This is a genomic window from Vibrio sp. 10N.286.49.E11, from assembly GCF_041469505.1.
GTDB classification, from domain to species: Bacteria; Pseudomonadota; Gammaproteobacteria; order Enterobacterales; family Vibrionaceae; genus Vibrio; species Vibrio crassostreae_C.
Window position 1 is genome coordinate 6,332 of the sequence record NZ_JBFRKQ010000091.1, and the last position, 20,674, is coordinate 27,005.

The following is a 20,674-nucleotide window of genomic DNA, read 5'->3' on the forward strand; positions in this document are numbered from 1 at the left end:
TGCAGCAAAAGTCGGAAATATATAACTCAATTGCATACACGGTCATCGTAATAAGAGCGATTATTTGATATAAGGTATGCAATTCAAATTTGGAGTATCAATGGCTTATGGCGATTTCTTTAAACTTCGAACTCATTCGTGAACATAACGAAAAACTGGCAAATTTAGGATACCTCGCTGAGCAGATCCTACATTTAGACCCTGGCAGCGCCATAACGCGATTGCGTGGCTTTGCCGAAGAAGTCACCAAAGAGATTTATGCCATTGATGGTTTAGCAAGGCTTCCGCAGGCAAGCTTTATGGAACTGCTAAAGAACGATGCTTTTATTGATGTCACTGAATCGCGCCTTCGAGATCAGCTTCATTTCTTGCGAGTAGAAGGAAATGACACTGCACATGGTGGCGACGGTTCGACGCGTAAAGCTTATGCGGCACTGGGTACAGCTCACTCTTTATCTCAATACCTTGCGATTAACTATTACGGCTTTCAAGTGTCCGAGCTCAATGAGCTTGTATATCCAGAGGCTCCTACCTCAAGCTCTTTAACGCAAAAGCAACTTGATAAAGCTATTGAAGAGAACGAACAGAAGCAACAAGCGCTGTTTGATGAATTAGAGCGCGAGCGCCAGAAGCGACAAGCAGCAGAAACTCAGGTCGAGCTAACGGCTGAACAACTCAAGCAAGCAAAAGCACAGGCGAAATCGCGTAGTCAACAAACGGCGAACAGCCTTCAATGGGATGAAAATAAAACTCGTCAGTTGTTAATTGATACATTACTGGCTCAGGCTGGTTGGGATATTAACGATCCAGAAAAAGTAGGCATTGAAGTTGAAGTCGAACACCAACCGACAAACTCCGGAGTAGGGTATGTTGATTATGTTCTTTGGGACGACGACGGTACGCCACTTGCCGTTGTCGAAGCGAAACGTTCGCGTGAACATATGCAAAAAGGCAGGGAGCAAGCTCGCTATTATGCTGAAGGTCTAGCAAAGCAACATAACTGTCCAGAGCCGATTGTGTTTTATACCAATGGCTATGAGATTTGTATTTGGGATACCAAGCAATACAACACCTATCGTCAGGTGTTTGGCTTCTATTCCAAAGATAGCCTGAAGTTTTTGCAATACCAGCATTTACATAAAGATCCAAATTTAGAACAACTCAACCCTAGCGCAGACATCGCAGGTCGACCTTATCAGATTGAGGCGATCAAATCGGTGACCAACCAATTCCAAAATCAGCGCCGTAAGGCACTGATTGTTCAAGCAACAGGAACGGGTAAAACTCGTGTATCCATTGCATTAGTTGAGTTGCTACTTCGTTCTCGCTGGGTTAAGCGCGTACTATTCTTGTGTGACCGTAAAGAGTTGCGCCGTCAAGCCGATGGAGCGTTTAAAGACTTTTTACCAAGTGAACCGCGTTGTGTCATCGGGGAGAAAAACCAAGTCGACCAGTCAGCTCGTGTATTCGTCTCGACTTACCCAGGTATGATGAACCGATTCTCACAATTGGATGTAGGCTTCTTTGATTTGATCATTGCCGATGAATCACACCGTAGTATCTATAACCGCTATCGTGACATTTTCGACTACTTTGATGCAATGCAGGTAGGTTTAACTGCAACACCAGTCAAGTTCATTGCGCGTAACACTTATGACTTGTTTGGATGTGAAAATGGCGACCCAACCTTTAACTTCGACCTAGCAGAAGCGATCTCGCATGAGCCACGTTTCCTAAATCCATTCAGAGTAAAAGAGTTCACTACCGAATTCTTACGTGATGGTATCCACTACAGCAAACTCACTCCAGAACAACAAGCGCAGCTTGAAGAAGATCTCGGAGAAGAAGAGGCGCAAAATACCACCATTAAAGGCAAAGACATTGGCAAGAAGATTTTCAGTGTCGAAACCGACAGTGCCATCCTAGAGAACTTGATGGAAAATGGCATTAAAGATGCCACTAAGTCGCTAGTGGGGAAAACCATCATCTTTGCGCAAAACCAAGCGCATGCTGAACAACTTGAGAAACTCTTCTGTGAAGATCTGTATCCACAATACGGCAGTAAAGTGTGTAAGGTGATCCACAATGCCGTTGATCGACCAGAAGCTCGAATTGACGAGTTTAAAAAGCCAGATAACGATTTCCGTATCGCTATTTCAGTAGACATGATGGACACCGGTATCGATGTTCCAGAAGTGGTCAACCTTGTGTTTGCACGCCCTGTGAAATCTTGGGTGAAGTTCTGGCAGATGATTGGGCGTGGTACAAGACTTTGTCCAGATCTGTTTGGCCCCGATAAAGACAAAGAAGAGTTCTTGATTTTCGACCACTATGGCAACTTTGAATATTTTGAAGAAGAGTATGTAGAAGCAGACACTGGCGTTAGCCGCTCACTGCTGCAAACCGTCTTTGAAGCACGCTTACAACTTGCCGATGAAGCTCAAAAGCGTGCCGACGTTAAAGCCTTTGAGCTCGCTTGCGCGCAGATGAAAGCGGATATTTGTGACCTACCCGAAGGCGCAATTGCCGTTCGCCGTGAGCTGAGAAACGTAAAACAGCTCCAAGAAACTGATCAGTTACTCCAAATGAATGGTTCCACTAGGCATTTACTGGAAACTACAATCGCGCCTCTGATGGGTAATCGCACACTAAAAGATAAAGATGCCTCAATGCTAGATCGCTTAACTTCGCAAATCCAAAGTGCTCAGTTATCGGGCAGTAGTGAGATCGAGAACCTAAAAGCGGATTACATCTCTCGTTTACAAAACCTAGCAGTGACCATCACAGAAGTGCGTAAACAAGGTGATGAAATCGCAAGAGTGCAAACCCAGAAATACTGGCAAGATATTACGCTAGAGCAGCTTGAAAACACACGTACTAAACTGCGTGGGATCATGAAGTTCAAAAAGAAAGAACTGTCTCCCTATGAGAATATTCAGACAACCACAGCGCAAGATGGCGAGGTTCGTGAAACTGACCGTGTAGTGGTTATCGGTGATGAAACAGAAGCCATGGTTTACCGTAAGCGTTTGAAAGACATTCTCGATAAAATGCTCGCTGATAATCCAGTATTACAGAAGATTCATAACAACCAAGCAGTGACAGAAGATGAACTAAAATCACTGACTTCAACAATTTTAACGCAGCACCCCGGTGTTGATGCGAATGCCTTGAACGCATTTTATGGCAGAACGTCACAAGAACTGAGCCAAACGTTGGTTCAGTTGGTAGGCTTAGACGCCGATCTGGTCAATCAACGCTTTACCGATTTCATTCAAAATAACCAACTTAGCTACAAGCAAGTGCAGTTTTTGAATCAATTGAAACGCTTTATTTGTCAGAACGGGCGTATAAAAGTCGCAGATTTATACGAGGGGCCATTTGAGCGCCTAACTGATGGCGAAGGCTTAGATATCTTCACCGATTCAAAAGCGGATGAGCTTGAAGCGTTAATGCAGCCATTTTTGATGCCACATTAACCAAACGGTCATTCAAAACACCGAAAAGGGAGTTTGTAAGGTTACGAACTCCCTTAATCATTATAAAATCTCATAATCTACACCTCTTAACTTTGTCGTTTGCAAAGTTAACAGCCACTAAAAGAAGAGCGCATTATGCTAACTGGTCAATTACGTAACGATATCGATGGTCTGTGGGAAAAATTTTGGACGGGTGGGGTAACCAACCCGCTGGTGGTGATTGAGCAGATCAGTTACCTAATGTTCTCTCGTATGTTAGATATGCAAGAAACCACGGCAGAGAAAAAGGCTAAACGTACAGGTAAACCGTTTAATCGCCAGTTTCCGGAAACGCCTGAAGGTCAGTTACTGCGTTGGCAAAACTTTAAAAACATGTCGGGTGCTGAATTGCTTCCTCACCTGCGTAACAACGTTTTTCCTCACTTTTCTGATATCGAGCTTAATGGTTCAGATATTGCGCAGTTTATGGCTGATGCTGATGTGGAGATCCGTAGTGAATCGGTACTGCTATCTGCGGTTGAAATGGTTGATAAGCTTCCGCTCGAGCAGAGTGATGTTAAAGGTGATATCTACGAATACCTGCTAAGCAAGCTCTCTTCTGCAGGGATCAACGGACAATTCCGTACGCCTCGTCATATCATCGATATGATGGTTGAAATGCTGGATGTGCAACCAACAGATGTGATTTGTGACCCTGCGTGTGGTACAGCGGGCTTCCTTTCTCGCGCAATGGAATACCTAACGCGTACTCACACTAGCCCAGAAAGCATTTACCAGGATGAAGACGGCAACAACGTTTACACCGGTGATATGTTGCACGAATACCAAGACCACATTAATAATAAAATGTTCTGGGGTTTTGACTTCGACACCACCATGCTACGCGTTTCAGCAATGAACATGCTGCTACACGGGGTAAGCTCTGCCAATATCACCTATCAAGACAGCTTGAATAAGAACTTTGCAGGCAAAGCGCAAGAAGAGAATTTCTTCGACAAAATTCTAGCTAACCCACCGTTTAAGGGTAGCCTAGATGAGCAGTCGGTAAACCCGCAAGTGCTTTCAATGGTGAAAACCAAGAAAACCGAGCTGCTATTCGTGGCGTTAATCTTGCGCATGCTTAAGCTTGGTGGCCGCAGCGCAACCATCGTGCCTGATGGTGTCTTGTTTGGCAGTTCAAAGGCGCATAAAGATTTACGTCAAGAGCTGATTGACAATAACCAACTAGAAGCCATGATTTCGCTACCAAGTGGTGTGTTTAAGCCTTATGCGGGTGTCTCTACCGGTATTCTTATCTTCACCAAAGGCGGCAGCACCGACAATGTGATGTTCTACGACATGCAGGCAGACGGCTATTCACTAGATGATAAGCGTAACCCAATCAAAGATAACGATATTCCAGAAGCTCTCGCGAAATGGAAGCGTTATAGCGAGCTATACGAAGCGAATGATACAGCCACATTGAAAGAAGAGTTTGGTGATAAAACGCAGAAAGCCTTTATGGTTTCAGCTGAAGACATTAAAGCGCAAAAGTATGACCTTTCTATCAACCGCTACAAAGAAGTGGTGTATGAGGAAGAAGTGTACGAGGACCCTAAGGTGATTCTTGCTAAGCTGAAAGCGCTTGAGAATGAGATTCTGGCTGACTTGAATGAGTTGGAGGGGATGCTATGAGTCAAAACTTTGTCTCATTGGGAGAAATAACTCAATTTATCAATGGTGACCGAGGGAAGAACTACCCTGCTAAAGGCTCGTTTGTCGACGAGGGTGTAGCTTTCATAAATGCAGGCAGTCTAAGCCAAGAACATAGTATTGACTCTTGTAGCCTTAATTACATTACTGAAGCAAAGTACGATTCATTAAGTAGCGGCAAAGTAGCTCAAGGAGACATTCTATTTTGTCTTCGTGGCTCTATTGGTAAATTTGCGCTAATTACAGAGCAAATGACAGGGGCTATTGCATCATCATTAGTTATTGTCCGGCCTTCTGAAAAAGTGTTCACGGGTTACTTAAAACACTATTTTGCTAGTAACCTTTGTAGACGTGAAATAGATAATTTTGAAAATGGTGCTGCGCAACCGAACTTGTCCGCAACCGATTTAAAAGAGTTTAGAATCCCGCTCCCACCGCTAGTAGAACAAAAACGCATTGCAGCCATTTTAGATAAAGCTGATGCCATCCGCCAAAAGCGCAAGCAAGCCATCGATCTAGCCGATGAGTTCCTACGCAGTGTCTTTTTGGATATGTTTGGTGATCCGGTTACTAATCCGAAAGGGTGGGAGAAGTCATCACTAACAAAATTTGGTGACTTCAAAAATGGTATGAATTATGGCAAAGGTGAGGCAGGACAAAGTCTATATTCTATTGGAGTAGGTGACTTCAAGTCCTTTGACCGAATTTTAGGTACTGCAACACTCTCAACAATTGAGTTAAACGAAATGCCAGATAAAAGTTACCTACTTGAGGATGGTGATCTATTGTTCGTAAGATCTAATGGTAATAAGGCTTTGGTTGGTCGCTGTTTGACTGTTCATCCTGAAAATGAAGATGTTACATATAGTGGTTTCTGTATTCGATATCGTATCGATTCGAAGGAGCAATTGGATTCCGATTTTGTAAATTACTGCATGCGAATCCCATCAATGAAGCACGCAATGTTGAAGGGGGGGCAAGGCGCTAATATTCAAAATATAAATCAAAAGATTCTGTCTGAGCTGATGCTTCCGATCCCGCCAATTGAACTTCAAAGACAGTTTTCCTCTACTGTGAGAGCATTCCGATTAGCTCAAGGTAGAGTAATTGAAAGTAGTCAGTCTTCAACGAGTCTTTTTGATTCTTTATCCCAAAAAGCATTCTCTGGTGAACTGTAAAGCTACGCCCTAGATATACCTTTAAATTAGCAATGCTGAGGTTGTTCAGCATTGCTATCAAGAAAAAGACCACCCTTTATTGCCAATCCTGCTCGCCTAACCCCTTAAGCTACTCAAAGGCTCCGTTATGAAAACGGGTCATCAAAACTTGAACTGCCGCTGCCAAAACTGTCATCATCAAATAGGCTAGAATCATCGAAACAACTGTTTGTACTGTCGTCGAACAAACTGCTGTTCATGCTATCGTCATTCAGTGAACTGATTGAGTCGTCAAAGAGATTGGTATTATCAAAGCTATCTGATGAATCTAGGCCGAATGGATTGCCTTCCACATCCACACCTCCAATACCACCGATCATAGGTAACCCGTTTGCAGGGTTAATCGCATTGTCATCGAACGTTGTGGTGTCTTCTGTAAATAAAGTGCTTTCAATAGTGTCGGATTCAAACAGATCATCTTGGTTGTTATCGGGCGTGGTGTCTGAATGTTCACTGTCTGAAGCTGAATCTAAAGTCGAAGCCATAGGGGGAAAGTCGCTGGTCTCAGTCATGTGAGAGACGAAAAAGTAGCTAAACACTCCGATGAAGATCCCGAAAGGTATGGCCAGCGAACCAATCATGAGGCCGATGGCAGGAAAAAGAATAGCTAAGACATATTTCATGAGGAACCTCATCACTCGGCATGTTAGAAAACTAGATGTTCAAATCATCCTTATGTCTAAACAATAGCAACCCAACCATTTTGTGTTGTTATCAATGTTGAGATTTGCAGTCCATCCTTCACTAATAGTATTGACTCAATTTTTAATTTGTATATGTGATGTCAACTCTATAAATATATGCAATTTGATGATAATAGTATGAGTTAACTCGCTGATTTGTATCAGCATAACCACTTAAAGTTAATGATTACCGCTGAAAATGAATATCACCAAGCTATCTCTAACCAATTTCCGCTCATTCCAGCAAACACAAACTATCGAGTTTGCACCAGTCACCTTATTGTTCGGCCCAAATAGTGTCGGTAAGAGCAGTGTCCTTATGGCTCTGTTCTACTTACAGCATGTAATTAATAAGGGGCAATGTGACCCTCAGCGAATTGAAGCGCTCGGTAATAAATACGTTGGCGGCTTTAAGAACCTTATTAACGGTAAAGATCTCTCTAAAACCATGGTGATCAAGGTTGAGTACCAGAAACCAAAAAATCAGGCAGGACACAGCTTCGATGATAGCACTTGGTTTATTGAGGGTTTACTTCAAAAAGCGGCTCAGTTAGGTGAGTCCGTATCTGAACCTTTACTCAATATGAGTAGCCCTAGTGAATGGGCCGACGAGATCGCGATTGAGTTTGAAATCAAGTGGTCTCACGCTGAAAAAACAGCGTTTGTTTACCGCCAATCTGTGTGGTTAGACAACGAGTTCATTCTGGAAGTGAAGAACACCAAGCCGAACGACAACGCTGAAGTGAGCCGAGTTAACTATCTTCATCCTTTATTTAAAACGGATGACGAAGATGATACAGAAACGGCTTCTCGAGAAGATGGATCATGTGGTGAATTTCATCACCATGTTTTAGAAGCGGCAACCTCTACCCCAATAGATGTATCGTTACCGAATAGTCAACAAATGTTTCTTCACGCGCCGTTTCACTTTCAATCTCGATCAGGTGCGCTGCCAAGGCTAGATAAAAGGCTAGAAACGAGTTTAGAGTCTGAGCATGATTTGATTACTCGCAGAATCGAGGAAATTTTTAGTGATGTGATTGTCGCATCGCTCGCCAATTTAAACGATGTTCTTTCAGATAGCGTTGCTATTGGACCACTAAGACAAATTCCTGATTCTACTTTCGATGCTGAAGATAAGGTGATTCAAAAGGATTGGTACTCGGGTAAGGCGAGTTGGGACACCATTTTCAATGCTGATATGGAGGTGGTTCATCGAGTTAACCGCTGGATGGCAGGTCGTGATTGGCTTGATCTTGGTTATGCCTTGGTTGAAAAGTCTGAGCAAGGGCGAATCGACTATATCAATGATGGCGATAAGTTTAGTGATTTCACACGTAGACAACTGGATGAAGCGTCTAGCGAAGGTGTCAATCATAAGTATTTTTCTTCACGAGAGTATCAACACGACGTGGTTACTTTATGGGACCTTTCAAATGATATTGAGGTGTCAGCGAGTGACGTTGGTGCCGGTATTTCACAAGTTTTCCCCTTGGTGGTTGCAGCAGAATCGAACAAGCGTGGCCTGATTTGTTGTGAGCAACCTGAATTGCATTTACATCCCAAAGCACAAGTTTCATTGGGTGATTTGTTAACTCAAACAGACAGTAAAAACCACTACCTCATTGAAACTCACAGTGAGCATCTGATCCTGCGCTTACTTCGCCGTATCAGAGAAACGACAGATCAAGCGTTGCCAAGTGGCTTTACGCCAGTTAGCAAAGCGGATCTCTCTATTGTCTACCTAGAGTCTTCTGATGCAGGAGTTGTGGCACATAAAACACTGCTTACCGATGATGGTGATTTAGAAACAGGTTGGCCGAGTGGTTTCTTTGATGAAAGAGATGAGGAGCTTTTCTAATGTACAAGGAGATTGCACTCGACCCTCACTGTATGTCGGAATATCACTATTATGCGTTGCTTAAAAGTGCCTTTGGTTTTGAAAATGGTCGATATCTGGTAGCCCCAACTAAAGAGTGGGTTAGGGAGGCGTATCAAAGTGTTAAGGCTTCTGATATTGCGCCAACTAAGAAAAAGTCAGTGACTAATTTTCTTAATAACTTGCAGCGAGATAAAGTGAATCCTTTCATTGTGTTACCAAAAGATCGAGCAGATTCAACACTGCAGGGTGGATATGAGAATTGGCTCAATTGGATGACATCACAACACTCACTAAGAGCATTCAACGCCGTTGTGTCAGAGCAAGCGGGCGCAGAACATATCAATTATGAGCAGATCATAGATGGAGACACGAGTTGGTCGATTCCTCCAACACTTTGGATCGATAAAACCGAGCAAAATATCTTAGATGTGACTGTTCCACTACTGAATGTGGGAAAAGATCTAATCATTGCGGATCCCTATTTTAAACTCCCAGGTAATGCATTACTCAAAGCTATTTTGCGTAGGGCCACATCCGCAGGTGTTCGCACCGTGAGTATCGTGACCACAATGGATTGCAGTAATTTACCAGGTGTTTTTGAACGTGAGTATCAAGCTTCAATGGTTGATTTGCCTTTGGTGAATTATATCCGTGTGCCACATGGGTTTATACACGATAGATATCTATTGAGCGACAAAGCGGCAATAAAAGCGGGACAAGGCTTTTCAACGGCACCTGAAAAAGGCCTGCAGTCGGATCGATTAAGCATCAGTTTGTGCGGTTTAGAAGAATATAGAGAAACCAAAGCGTGCATCGACGAGTATCAAAACAAGCATCCAGAAATGTGCACGCGTTTGGGTGAATAATAAAATAATGGCTTAGATAAATATTATGGAATTACAGTTTAAGGATGTATCCGGTAAAGACAATATTGGGGATTTTACTTGGATCCATCAATCAGGGCGTCAGGCACTTATCGCAGACCTGGTATCGGGTTGCGACGTTGCTAAGGGGATAGACCTGCTAAGTAGTTGGTTAACCGTGAATCAAACTAATGAGCTGTTTGTCGCGGAACAAGTGATAGAAGATCTGCATCAACTCTTTTTCAACAATGGGGTTCAATCTACATTTGGCATCATCACTCAGAAGGCAGAAGAGTTTGAATTGTCTTGGGTAGGAAATATTCGGCTTTATCGAGTTGAGAAGGGGGTTAAAAGAGCCGAATCTCGCGGCTTTGAATCACAACCTATTTCTGTTGTTGGTAGTGAAGTCACGCCTATCGTTCATCACATGAACCTTGATAATGATGGGATTACGAAGTTCATTTTAACCAGTGACGGTTTAAGCAGCCAAATGATGTGTGAGCTTAATTTAACCTCTGATGCTCTAACCAGTGGCCAACTGCAAAAAAAACTGCTTCCGGCGGTTGTTGACCAAGACTGGTCTGCACTTATCTTTCCTATGTCGAACTCGCACTCTTTTGTAGAAAATGACTGGCCATACAATCCGTTTGTTGGGGCACAAGAAGAGCGTTTACATGAACGCCGAGGCTTAGCTGAATTAGCAACACAACTTTTCACACAACCTCTTTTCGAAGGTTTTAGAATTGTCTCTTGCCCGCCGATCTTGAGTGAAAACTCATCCCGTTTGTTTGATGGACTGCTTATTTATCCGTTTGGTGTGATTCCGCTTGAATTGAAAGATCATCACGGCAGTATCGCAGTTGATATGTGCACGAACAAACGAAACAGCTTGTTGGTCGATAATGATATGGGTCGCACTTACCTCTCGAATCCGGTCACTAAGCTCAGAGAAGCCTTAAGAAGGTTTGGAGATCTACCTGAGTTAAAAGCGCTGCTGCCAGAATTAAAAAATACTGGCTTAGTACTGTTTACGAATCGTAACGCCAATGTTGAGTGTATTTATGATGGTCAAACAGTTTCGGCTCCTTTTATGGAGATGGGGGAAGTCATGGTTGCGCAAACCGAACAGGTATCTTCGCTACTCGTTAAGTTCTGCCGCTCTCGATTTGGTAAAAAACCAAAACGGCGTTTGCTTGAATCGGAAATAAATCGGCTCGTACAGGAACTGACTGCATCTCCTGTTGAACAGTATCAAGGTGCCATCACCGTTGGAGATTATGAAGTAGAGCTGGAAGCGGTTGAGTCGGAATCAACAGATTACTTTACCGTTTATAACGCCGTTCTATTTAACGAACAGGTTTGGGTGAAGTGCTTTAATTTAGATCACTTAAGTGCTGTACATCGCCAAACCGAGCTCAAGAGCTTGGGCCGAGAAGCTCTAGTGCTTAAGCGCTTAAGCAGAGTGGATGGGGTTCAACGCTATCAAGATAAGGAATTACTTGAAGACAAGTTTTATGTGTTCGTTGAAAAAGCTCCTGCTGTAACACTTGAACAATGGCTTAGTGCGAACCCTACAAGAGAAGAAAAACTCAACCTACTGATCGAATTAGCAGAAACCATCCAACAGATTCAGAGCGTGGGTGACCCCGAGATTATTCATCGAGCCATTAACTTATCAAATATTCGTGTCACCGAACGAAGCGAGCCAATGTTGATAAATTTCGAGTTATGTCAGCAAGAAATGGTTGCGACACTGCCCCTAAATGCTAGAAGAACGTTCGAGCAGAAGTACCAAGCGCCGGAAGTAAATGAACCTGGTCAGTCTTTAACGTTTTCTTCCGATATTTTTAGTCTGGGATTAGTCGTGTTTTATTCGTTAAGTGGGGAACTGCCGTTTGAGCAATCGACTAAAGAATTAGTCAGTAAGGGACGCCGCCCAGCATATTGGAAACAGCTGTGCCAAAAGTTAGAGCTATCAGGACAATATGCTGAGTTTTGGCAGAGAATACTTCACGTTACACCTAAATACCGTCCAACAATTGAGCAAGTGATAGAGGTCTTAAAGACATGGAAATGACGACAAGTGGCTATGCCAAACAATACCCCAAGGAAAAGGTAATCTATCAGTGCGAAGCGACGAAACGTGCTTTTTATCGCGTCAAATTGCCTCAGCTTGGCTTGTATTACGGGTTAAAAGAGATTGAGGTCGAGGATCTTAAAGCTAGTAAAGCAATTAAAAATGAGATTGTTGCTCTGAACCGTTTGCCGTTTGGTGTTGCAGCTAAGTGCCATCAATATTGGCAAGAAGGAAATAAACACTATCTACTTATGGACTGGGTTGAAGGTAAGCCTCTTAATGACTTTGTAACGACGGCACCAAATAATCGTAGAGAGTTTGCACAACGCCTGCGCTTGGCAGAGAAAATTGGTTGGAAGTTGGTTGAACTTCATCGTTATCGTGTTACCCATCGAGACCTCAAACCAGAAAATATCATTGTGCACAGCGACAAAAATCAGAATGTCGCTGGAGTTAGTTTTATTGATTTTGGTTTGTCCAACCAAAAGCGTTACCTTGAGGAAGGGACAGCACATTATCGCTCTCCAGAGCAAGAGTTTGTGAGACACGTGAGCCTCACACAGTCGTCGGACATTTTTTCATTCTGCCAACTTACTCACTATTTATTGACGGGCCAACCACTGGTACTTCAGCCAAATTTTGATAATTCGGATTGGGATGAGATGAACATTCATTTGCCTACCTCTATACCATCAAAGCTCCATGATGCATTACAACAGGGGCTAACGTTCGACTGTAGTAAGCGCAGTAAACAAGTATTTACTATCGTCAAAGCCTTACAAGAGGCTTCTAAGCAACTCAATAGCAAGGTGTAATCGTAATGACTGCATACAATCAAACCGTGCCTTTTTGGCCGGAAGATAAATCAGCTAAATATGGTTCTGTTCTTCCTCTACTGTATCGTTTGGAAAATAATTATCTGGATAAAAACTGGCCTGACAATGGTGAAGGGCAAGAGGCGGTTATAAGCCAACTAAAGTCAACTAATAAAGCTTGGGCTTCTTCATTTAAGCCGAAAGATACCGTCATCGTTACCTTACTTATTGGTAAATATAAAATCACAATTAATGTTGCCAAAAGTGAAGAAAAACCTAGGCTTTGGGTGAGTCGCATTTATTATGCCAACAACCAAGACCGTCAGCGTATGCTGGAGCACGGGACTTTGCTTGAATTCGATGGTATTGAGTTTCTGACTGGCCGCGAATTTGGCAATGGATTGGAAGCTCGTGATATTAGGTTTAAGTATGGCTTGTACGCAACCGAGTTACTCGATGCAATCAATTCTCCATGGAATGTGGAGGGCGAAGAGCTAGAACCAGAACAAGCAGAAGAGGAGGCGCTTTGCTACGAAGAGCAAGAGATGGTCGATGTGTTGCGCTGTTTCATTGACTCTGAGTATGAACTCGAAAGAATTGCGGCTCAGCAATGTATGCCTTTCAATGCGACCTCTATCAGTGCTCGAAGTGAGCGAACAACCTACCGTCTTCACTATGAAATTACGTTGGATGAATTCGATTATTCCCGCTTACTTGAAGTACAACCAACGCTGCTTGAAATGCTCGACGAAATGCGAGAGCCAACAGATATATTATTAGAGGTGGCGGATCTCACCCCTGTAGAGAATGAACCTATCATTCACGTTAGCATCGAGAAACAAGCGTTAAATTCACAAATACCAGATCAAGCGCTTTTGGCTATTGCGGCTCTACCGACGTTAAAGAAGGTAAGAAACTCCGTTGTAGATTCTTTAGAGTCTGAGTCATCCAAAAACCCATGGTTGTTACCTTTAGCCGCTAAAGTGTATCAACATGAGCCTCTTACCCCAGTTAAGGTTCCATTACCTCCAAGTAAATTCCCGCCGACACCGTCGCAAGTTAAAGCGATTGATAGTGGTGCTGGTAGTAATGATTACACTTTGGTTCTAGGGCCTCCGGGCACAGGTAAAACCACGGTTATTCTTCAGTGGGTGAAGTACTTCGCGGCGCAGGGTAAACGTGTTCTTGTGACATCGCAAAACAATAAAGCGGTCGACAATGTTCTAGAACGTTTGGCTGAAGAAGACGATTTTGAGTGTTTACGTATAGGCAACGAAAATAAAATCAGCTCTTGCTTGGAGGACATTACACTCGATAATAAAGCCGCTGAATTGCAAGCGCGTATGTTTAGTTCAGCCGATGAGACACTGAAAAACCTAGAGTCTCAACTCACTTATATTCATGAACTGCTTGCGAGTAGAAATGAAATTATCGCGAAAATGGATAATGCAGATAAAGCTCAAAGTGATCACATCCATCATATTAATAGGCAGAAAAGCTTACACGTAGAGTTGGCTGAAATAGAATCGCATATTCTTTCTCACGACAATGTTATTCGTCGATTAAATGCTCAATTAAAAGAAATTGAGCAAAAAGAGTGGCCGATTTTTAAGTCTGTTTCTCGATGGATAAACACTAAAAAGACCAATCTAGTCAATAGCCGTATAGAAAGCTCTCATATAAAGTCTGGAAAACTTAGCGAATCACGAACAACGACTATGGCCTCTATTGCCAATACAGAGAAGTCTATAGAGGAAGCTCAACAGCTTATTGAAAGCTGTAATCAACAGATTGATGCTTACTTTAGAAAGGTCACTTCCCTAGTTGATGAGGTAGTTCTGCCAGGGCAGTCTGAGGACAGAGTAACGAAATTAGAACTGGTTCAATTGGATGAACTGTTGCGTAAAGTTTCGGGTATTCATAGCAACCTCACGCAGTGGTTCAATAAATTGAAAACCGAGCGTCAACAGGCGCTGTATAAAATCTTAATCGAAAACGTAAACGTGGTTGGTGCTACTTGTATTGGTATCAATACCAAAGCCCTATTTAGAGAACTCGACTTTGATGTTGTGATCGTAGATGAGTCTGGTCAGATACAACTCCACAACTTGATTGTCCCTTTGTCCCGAGCCAATAAAGCGATATTAGTAGGGGATCATAAGCAGTTACCGCCTGTCGTCAGTGATGAAGTACTGGAAGAAGTTGAAGCTAAAGACTTCGGAGACTACAAAGACCTTTATCGACTGAGTTGGTTTGAGCACCTATGGAATGCCGCTCCGGACGACCGAAAAATCATGCTGGATACACAATTCCGCTGTCCTTCCATTATTAGTGATTTTGTCTCGGAAGCTTTTTATGAGGGCAACTATTTTGCTGGTGTCGGTATGGATAAGAAAAAACCGCTACTGTCATATTGCCCACAGCCGATGATTTGGATAGACACGACTTGGTTAGAAAATAAAGGTGAAAAGTCGACATCAGAAGAGGGCAGAGCGGTGGTGCAAGATAACGTTTGTGAGACAAATCTAGTTATTGAGCTTCTTAAGTCTTCAATTCAGGAGATGCCAGAACTTGCTGAGAACCGAGAGATAGGGGTTATTGTTCCCTACGCAAATCACGTGAAAGCCATCCAGAACGCAATACGCAGAGAACAAAAGCGTGGTGAGCTTCTGGAACTCAAGATGCCACTGAATGAACTGGTTGCTTCTGTAGATAGTTTCCAGGGGCAAGAGCGAGATTTGATCATATTCACCTTCACGCGTTCGAATCGACAAGGTAAGGTCGGATTCCTTGCGGATTGGCGACGACTTAATGTTGCTCAAACACGAGCTAAGAAGCAGCTTGTAATGATCGGTGATTCTCAAACATTGACTAAAGGTGCAGACCGAGATAATGCTCATGATGTGGAATTCAAGAGAGCGATGGTGCTGCTTAAGAGTAAGTGTTATGAGAAAGGGGCGCTAATCCAAGCGAGTCGTTTTCTTCCTAACGAAAAAACGGTTCAACGACCGCAAAACCCATCATTTCAAAACAAGCGTAAAGCACCGCAGAACCGCCACTCTAAAACAATGTTGGTAAGTGAAAATGGCTAAAAAGAAAACAAATAGTAATCCTTACTTCAATGTCTTGAAGAGTTACGCTGAAGTACTAAATTCTCAGATCGGATCTGATGAAACGCTCTTTTATGTTCGAGATAGTCTGTTACCTATTCTAAATGTGAAAATATTGGTAAAAGAGCGAAGTAGAGAGGAGTTAAGTGATATAGATTTAATGATCTTCAAGTTGATAGAGCAAGGTGTCAGTTCTGTTCAATCTATCGTAACTTTGACTGGTTTAGCAGAAAAACTTGTCACAAAGCACTTGAGTGAAATGGCAGGCCGTTCCTTTGTTACTTTTATTGATGGAAGGTTTAAATTAACAGCGTTGGGGGAAGAGACGCTTGAACACGGTGTCCCAATTCGCACCGTGCAGCGAGCCTATCGCTATTGTGCTGTTTCAGAACAACTGCTGCCGAAAGATGCGTATAAGTTACCTTACACCGAGGTAGATAAGCTTCGCTCTAGCGACTTTACACGTACGATTAGCTCGAACCATATCTTAGAAGAGTCTCAATTAGTTAACCTTAAAGGATTAGACTTATCAAAGGTCAGTTCGAAAAGAGCACTTGGTATTACCGACGAAGCATTATCCTTTGACGAGATTATTGGGTACTCATCTGGTTATCTTCAAACACGGGTCTTTTTGGTCGGCAAAAATAAGCCTCAAAGAGCGATTGTGGCATTTGGAGAAACCTGCGTTGAATATGATTTAGAGGGAATATTGGCGACAGTTACAGCATTAAATGACGAAAATATCATAGGTAACTTAAACGAGTTTCATCAAAGGCAAAAGGTCTCTTTTGGAGATGGAGAAGTCACACTTGATGAGTTCGGTCTCCCAGTTGTCAATATTACGCGAGCAAATCTCGATTGGTTGTCAAAAGGGTTAGAGTCAGGGCAGAAAGCCATCCTTATGTGTGGGACTCAAGCTTTACCTGCTAAGCCTATAGGCTTGAAAGCTTGGGGTAGGCTATCAAGTATATCTGGCTTGACCATTCGTTACTGTCTGCTTGAGGAAGAGTTACAAAAGGATGCATCTAGCCTAAGGGAGTACACTGATTTATGTGATTCGTATATGAGAATTCCTCGAGACGAAAGACCTTATTCAAAGCTAAGTGCTTACATTGAAAATACACTATCGGTGGAAGAGATAGAGCATGTACGTGTACTTGCTGAGCGCTATTCTATAGCTAGGATCAGTAATAATTTACCCAAGACAGAGGCGGTTGAAGCTTAATGGCTGAGTATAAATGGCAGGGGTGGGGATTTTTACCGCTCTTTATCTCAAAGAAATCATTTTTAGAACTTGTGAACTCAGGAAATTGGAAACATTGGAGCGAAGATTTACAAGATCATGAGATCAAAGATATAAGACGCTTCTATACTCGATCTAGTGCCGATTTGTTAAGGCCAATGAAACAAGGTCGCTACGTGTTTGAAGCTAAATTGAGTGATAGCCCGTTGTTATCTTTGGTACCTAATCAACAATCGTTTAATCACGAATTTTCGGTCTGTATTACCAAGCTACAGCTTCTCCAAATGGGCGAGGTGAGTCTGCTTTATTTGCATTTTGAATCTAGCGATAACCTAAGTGCAACTAGTATTGCTGAGCTCAATAGAACTGTTTTTCAATGGGAGCCGAGAACGGAAAGGCATAATGTTTGTCTATGGGAGGATTCAGAACAACAAAAGAAAGGATTAAAGCAACACATTAGTGACTTACTAAGCCTTCCTCTAAGCAATAACAGCCACTATGAAGAAGATGCTTTTGGTCATGAGCTTGTTAGTTGTTCTTGGATTAAGCAAGTAAGTGATTTTGACCAATCTGACACTATTTGCGTGAGTGAGCTTAGCGCAGGAATCAATTTTTCTAACCCTAGGTATAAGCTCTCTGAAAACGAAAAACAGAGGCTTATCGAGAACCAATTTCACTACTGGTCTGATTGGCGCTGTCAATTTAATCTGAATCGTCTTGTTTTTGTAGATCAAACCCCAGGAGAATCATCACTAAACTGGAACTTAGCGACGAACCAGTACTATCTTGATTTGTTAGCCGCGGTAATTTGCCAACGAACAACGCTCGGTTGTTTTAAAGATGAGATGATTTTAAGCCCGAACAAACAAAGAGCGAGGCTTTACGAACGGATATCCCTATTTAGACGATCGTATAAAATGTCTCATGTCTCTACTTACCCTTTTGCAGAGAGATTGTATCAATATCTGTGCTGCCAAGCAGATTTAGAGTTAATAGAACAAAAAGCATTCGTCGAGCTGGAGCATAACCATGCGTTATGGAAGCAAGAGAAAGACGAATCATCCAACACGGTTTTGTTGTTAGTATCACTTGTGGCTGCTTTGCTCGTCCCCGCCAGCTCTATAGCCACAATTATGGCATTAACAAAAGAACAAATGAATCTAACCTTTTGGGCTATATCTGGAAGTATCACTCTAGTTACCGCGATTGTAATGGTGTGGCCGCCACTTAAACGTTATTTGAAAAGTAAAGATTGATGAGAGAACCAGAATCGAGCAGTAATTTTGTAATTGAACTTATTATCGGCATTGTATTGGTTGTGTCTCTTGATTCGGCCTTAATAGCTGTACTAAATATTAGCTTAGTACGGCTAACTGGTAACCAATTGGTGGATGTTTTGTTAATGAGTTTGTTCTTTTTTGGTTTGTATATGACAAAAGTATCACTGTGGCTAAGGGTGCGATTAGTGTCTTTTATCTATAGGTTTTGCAAGTAAACTTCTTAGCTACTTTAACCAAATTTGACTCTTTCTATAAACTCTCAGCTCAAACACGCAGGGAGTTTCTCATTTTGAGCATTCATAAGCTTAAGAATACCAATCTGAATTATCTAACTTTTATCATAGCGTTCGAACAAACAAGGGTTTAGCGCATATGACGATACAATTGGTAAAAATTCAAGGTGATGAGACACCGCTGTTCGCCCCGTTTTCTGGAGTTCAAATTGCAGGAGAGGGCGTGCAGAGTTGGGATAAGCTTGAGGAAGATCCGACGTTTCTATTCGGTTTTTGTTTAGAAGCTGGTGAGTTTGTTTATATCAACAATGAATTATCTCAAGCTGTTGGTTTTGATATTTCTGATGTTGAACTTACGGTAGAGCAGCTTTGTAGCATGCTGAAAGTTCGCAATGGTGTTTGTATAGAGCACAATACTGGCTGGGGCGGTAGCTACATTGTAGCGTTTGGGGAACTAAGTGAATGCTAACACAAGGTGATCTATGCCCACACTGTGGTTTGATAATTATGATGCCAACTGACTTAACTCCAGATTGTCTAGGCTGTGGAAAGATTATCAATCAGGAGACAGACCAAATAGATGGTGACGAATTTTATGGTATCTAGACGATAGCATAACTATTAAGTCCTTCTTTTTCATACAAGACCAAATAACTTAGTGAGCCTATTTTGAAAAATATTTTGGTAGCCGTGACAGGCGCAAGCCCTCAAGTCCTAACAGAAACGCTGTTTGCATTGAATCATCAAGGTAAAACAATGCCTGATGAAGTATTTGTGATTACTACCGCTAACTCTAAGCTAACGCTAGAAGAAGGGTTGTTTCAAGATGGTCATTGGAACAAGTTAATACAAGATTATCAACTTCCAGACATTAAGTTTAGTTCTGACAATATTTGGTTGATCTCTGATGAAGAAGGCAATGTGTTAGATGATGCAAAGGCCGAAGCAGACCAAGTCGTCATGGCTGACTTTATTACACAGAAAGTAGAGGAGTTGACTCGCAATGACGATGTTGCGATTCATGCTTCAATTGCTGGTGGACGAAAGACAATGGCTTTTTACATGGGCTACGCAATGTCTTTGTATGGCCGTGAGCAAGATGTGCTGAGTCATGTGTTCGTAGACGATGATTTTGAGTTTGTGAGTGAATTTTATTACCCAACTCCTTACGACAAGTACATCGTCGGGAGAGATAAAAAAAGGTCGTAAACACCAAGGACGCTAATGTTACCCTGGCTGAAATCCCGTTTGTAAGAATGCGTCGTCAGGTTGATGAGTCAATTTACAACCAAATGCAAAGCCATTCGTTTTCAAAAACTGTATCAGCTTTGAATAGTGCACATAGCTCGGAAATTAAAGTAAAAATTTCGACCAAGGATAAGACATTAGATGTGGCTGGTGTACCTGTAAAACTTACAGCTAAAGCGCTAGCGATTTACTTATTCTTCGTCAAAAAAGCCATGAGAACGGAAACGTTGGGGCGAATATTTGAAGAAGACGTTGACCAAACACGTGAATATTTAGAAGTATTAGACTCAATGAAAGCCGACGTGCGTTTGTACAAAAGCATGGGTTTAGAAGATGAGGGGCAGTGGCGTCAGAATGATTTTGAATTGACACCTAAATTGACGAAAGACTTTGTACGTCAGTCATTAAGTGCATTCCATAAAACGTTAGAAAGGCGTTTAGTTCCAGATATCGTGGAAAAAATCAAAGTGCACTCTGATGGTGCCAAAGCCGGTGCGAGTTATAGTGTCAATAGTGGTATTACTATTGAGGTAGATGGGCTGGTTGTCTGACGCTAAACAAATGTTTGGTCTGAAAACCTTGGATCCATTTAACATTAGTGCGTTAACGCAGGTGTGATAATAGGATCTTTGATGGCATGGTGTATCTTCTTTGTGAGTAAGCATAAATAAGGTACATCAATGAGATTTCTGAAAATAAAGGAAGTCATGACAAAGACGTAAGCGTGTCATGAACACCGCATTCTAATCTTTCAGCACGAAGAATAAGATCATCTCTCCAACCCAAAGGAGAGTTGAAATGGCAAAACGACGCACCAACCTAGAATGGCAAACACTGTTTGAACAATATGAA

Annotated in this window: 14 protein-coding genes; 13 read left to right on the forward strand and 1 reads right to left on the reverse strand. The window is 42.3% G+C overall.

What is annotated here, in order from left to right:
- The first annotated feature begins 107 nt into the window (after positions 1–107).
- From AB4167_RS19870 to AB4167_RS19880, 3 genes are all read left to right on the forward strand, one after another.
- Positions 108–3,479: a DEAD/DEAH box helicase family protein gene (locus AB4167_RS19870; RefSeq protein ID WP_372136926.1), complete on the forward strand. Its 3,372-nt coding sequence runs from the start codon at positions 108–110 to the stop codon at positions 3,477–3,479.
- Between the two features lie 135 nt (positions 3,480–3,614).
- Positions 3,615–5,153, forward strand: a complete 1,539-nt coding sequence (locus AB4167_RS19875) for an N-6 DNA methylase (protein WP_372136927.1) — start codon at positions 3,615–3,617, stop codon at positions 5,151–5,153.
- Positions 5,150–6,349 carry a restriction endonuclease subunit S gene (locus AB4167_RS19880; RefSeq protein WP_372136928.1) on the forward strand — a complete coding sequence of 400 codons (1,200 nt, stop codon included), beginning with the start codon at positions 5,150–5,152 and terminating at the stop codon, positions 6,347–6,349. The genes AB4167_RS19875 and AB4167_RS19880 overlap by 4 nt, the downstream gene beginning before the upstream one ends.
- 125 nt (positions 6,350–6,474) lie before the next feature.
- On the opposite strand, the gene AB4167_RS19885 is transcribed toward AB4167_RS19880, so the two are convergent.
- Positions 6,475–6,900, reverse strand: coding sequence for a hypothetical protein (locus tag AB4167_RS19885; RefSeq protein ID WP_372136929.1), 426 nt, complete (start codon positions 6,898–6,900; stop codon positions 6,475–6,477).
- A 370-nt stretch (positions 6,901–7,270) separates the two neighbouring features.
- Between AB4167_RS19885 and AB4167_RS19890 the strand changes: the two genes are divergently transcribed.
- From AB4167_RS19890 to AB4167_RS19935, 10 genes are all read left to right on the forward strand, one after another.
- Positions 7,271–8,932 carry a DUF3696 domain-containing protein gene (locus AB4167_RS19890; protein WP_372136930.1) on the forward strand — a complete coding sequence of 554 codons (1,662 nt, stop codon included), beginning with the start codon at positions 7,271–7,273 and terminating at the stop codon, positions 8,930–8,932.
- Positions 8,932–9,819, forward strand: a complete 888-nt coding sequence (locus tag AB4167_RS19895) for a hypothetical protein (RefSeq protein WP_372136931.1) — start codon at positions 8,932–8,934, stop codon at positions 9,817–9,819. Before AB4167_RS19890 ends, AB4167_RS19895 begins: the two co-directional genes overlap by 1 nt.
- A gap of 25 nt (positions 9,820–9,844) precedes the next feature.
- Positions 9,845–11,893 (forward strand): protein kinase family protein, encoded by a 2,049-nt coding sequence (locus tag AB4167_RS19900; RefSeq protein WP_372136932.1) that lies wholly within the window; start codon positions 9,845–9,847, stop codon positions 11,891–11,893.
- Complete coding sequence (locus tag AB4167_RS19905; RefSeq protein WP_372136933.1) at positions 11,884–12,708, forward strand: serine/threonine protein kinase; 825 nt, start codon at positions 11,884–11,886, stop codon at positions 12,706–12,708. Before AB4167_RS19900 ends, AB4167_RS19905 begins: the two co-directional genes overlap by 10 nt.
- Positions 12,709–12,713: 5 nt before the next feature.
- The gene (locus tag AB4167_RS19910; RefSeq protein WP_372136934.1) at positions 12,714–15,800 is read left to right on the forward strand and encodes a DEAD/DEAH box helicase; all 3,087 of its coding nucleotides are present in this window, start codon (positions 12,714–12,716) and stop codon (positions 15,798–15,800) included.
- Positions 15,793–17,043 (forward strand): hypothetical protein, encoded by a 1,251-nt coding sequence (locus AB4167_RS19915; protein ID WP_102320124.1) that lies wholly within the window; start codon positions 15,793–15,795, stop codon positions 17,041–17,043. The genes AB4167_RS19910 and AB4167_RS19915 overlap by 8 nt, the downstream gene beginning before the upstream one ends.
- On the forward strand, positions 17,043–18,317 hold the full coding sequence (locus AB4167_RS19920; protein ID WP_372136935.1) for a hypothetical protein: 1,275 nt from the start codon (positions 17,043–17,045) through the stop codon (positions 18,315–18,317). Before AB4167_RS19915 ends, AB4167_RS19920 begins: the two co-directional genes overlap by 1 nt.
- A 396-nt stretch (positions 18,318–18,713) precedes the next feature.
- The gene (locus tag AB4167_RS19925) at positions 18,714–19,043 is read left to right on the forward strand and encodes a hypothetical protein (RefSeq protein ID WP_136982980.1); all 330 of its coding nucleotides are present in this window, start codon (positions 18,714–18,716) and stop codon (positions 19,041–19,043) included.
- A gap of 200 nt (positions 19,044–19,243) precedes the next feature.
- Positions 19,244–19,783 carry a CRISPR-associated ring nuclease Csm6 gene (gene csm6, locus AB4167_RS19930; protein ID WP_372136936.1) on the forward strand — a complete coding sequence of 180 codons (540 nt, stop codon included), beginning with the start codon at positions 19,244–19,246 and terminating at the stop codon, positions 19,781–19,783.
- Positions 19,784–19,830: 47 nt separating this feature from the next.
- Positions 19,831–20,373 (forward strand): hypothetical protein, encoded by a 543-nt coding sequence (locus tag AB4167_RS19935; protein ID WP_372136937.1) that lies wholly within the window; start codon positions 19,831–19,833, stop codon positions 20,371–20,373.
- Positions 20,374–20,674 lie beyond the last annotated feature (301 nt).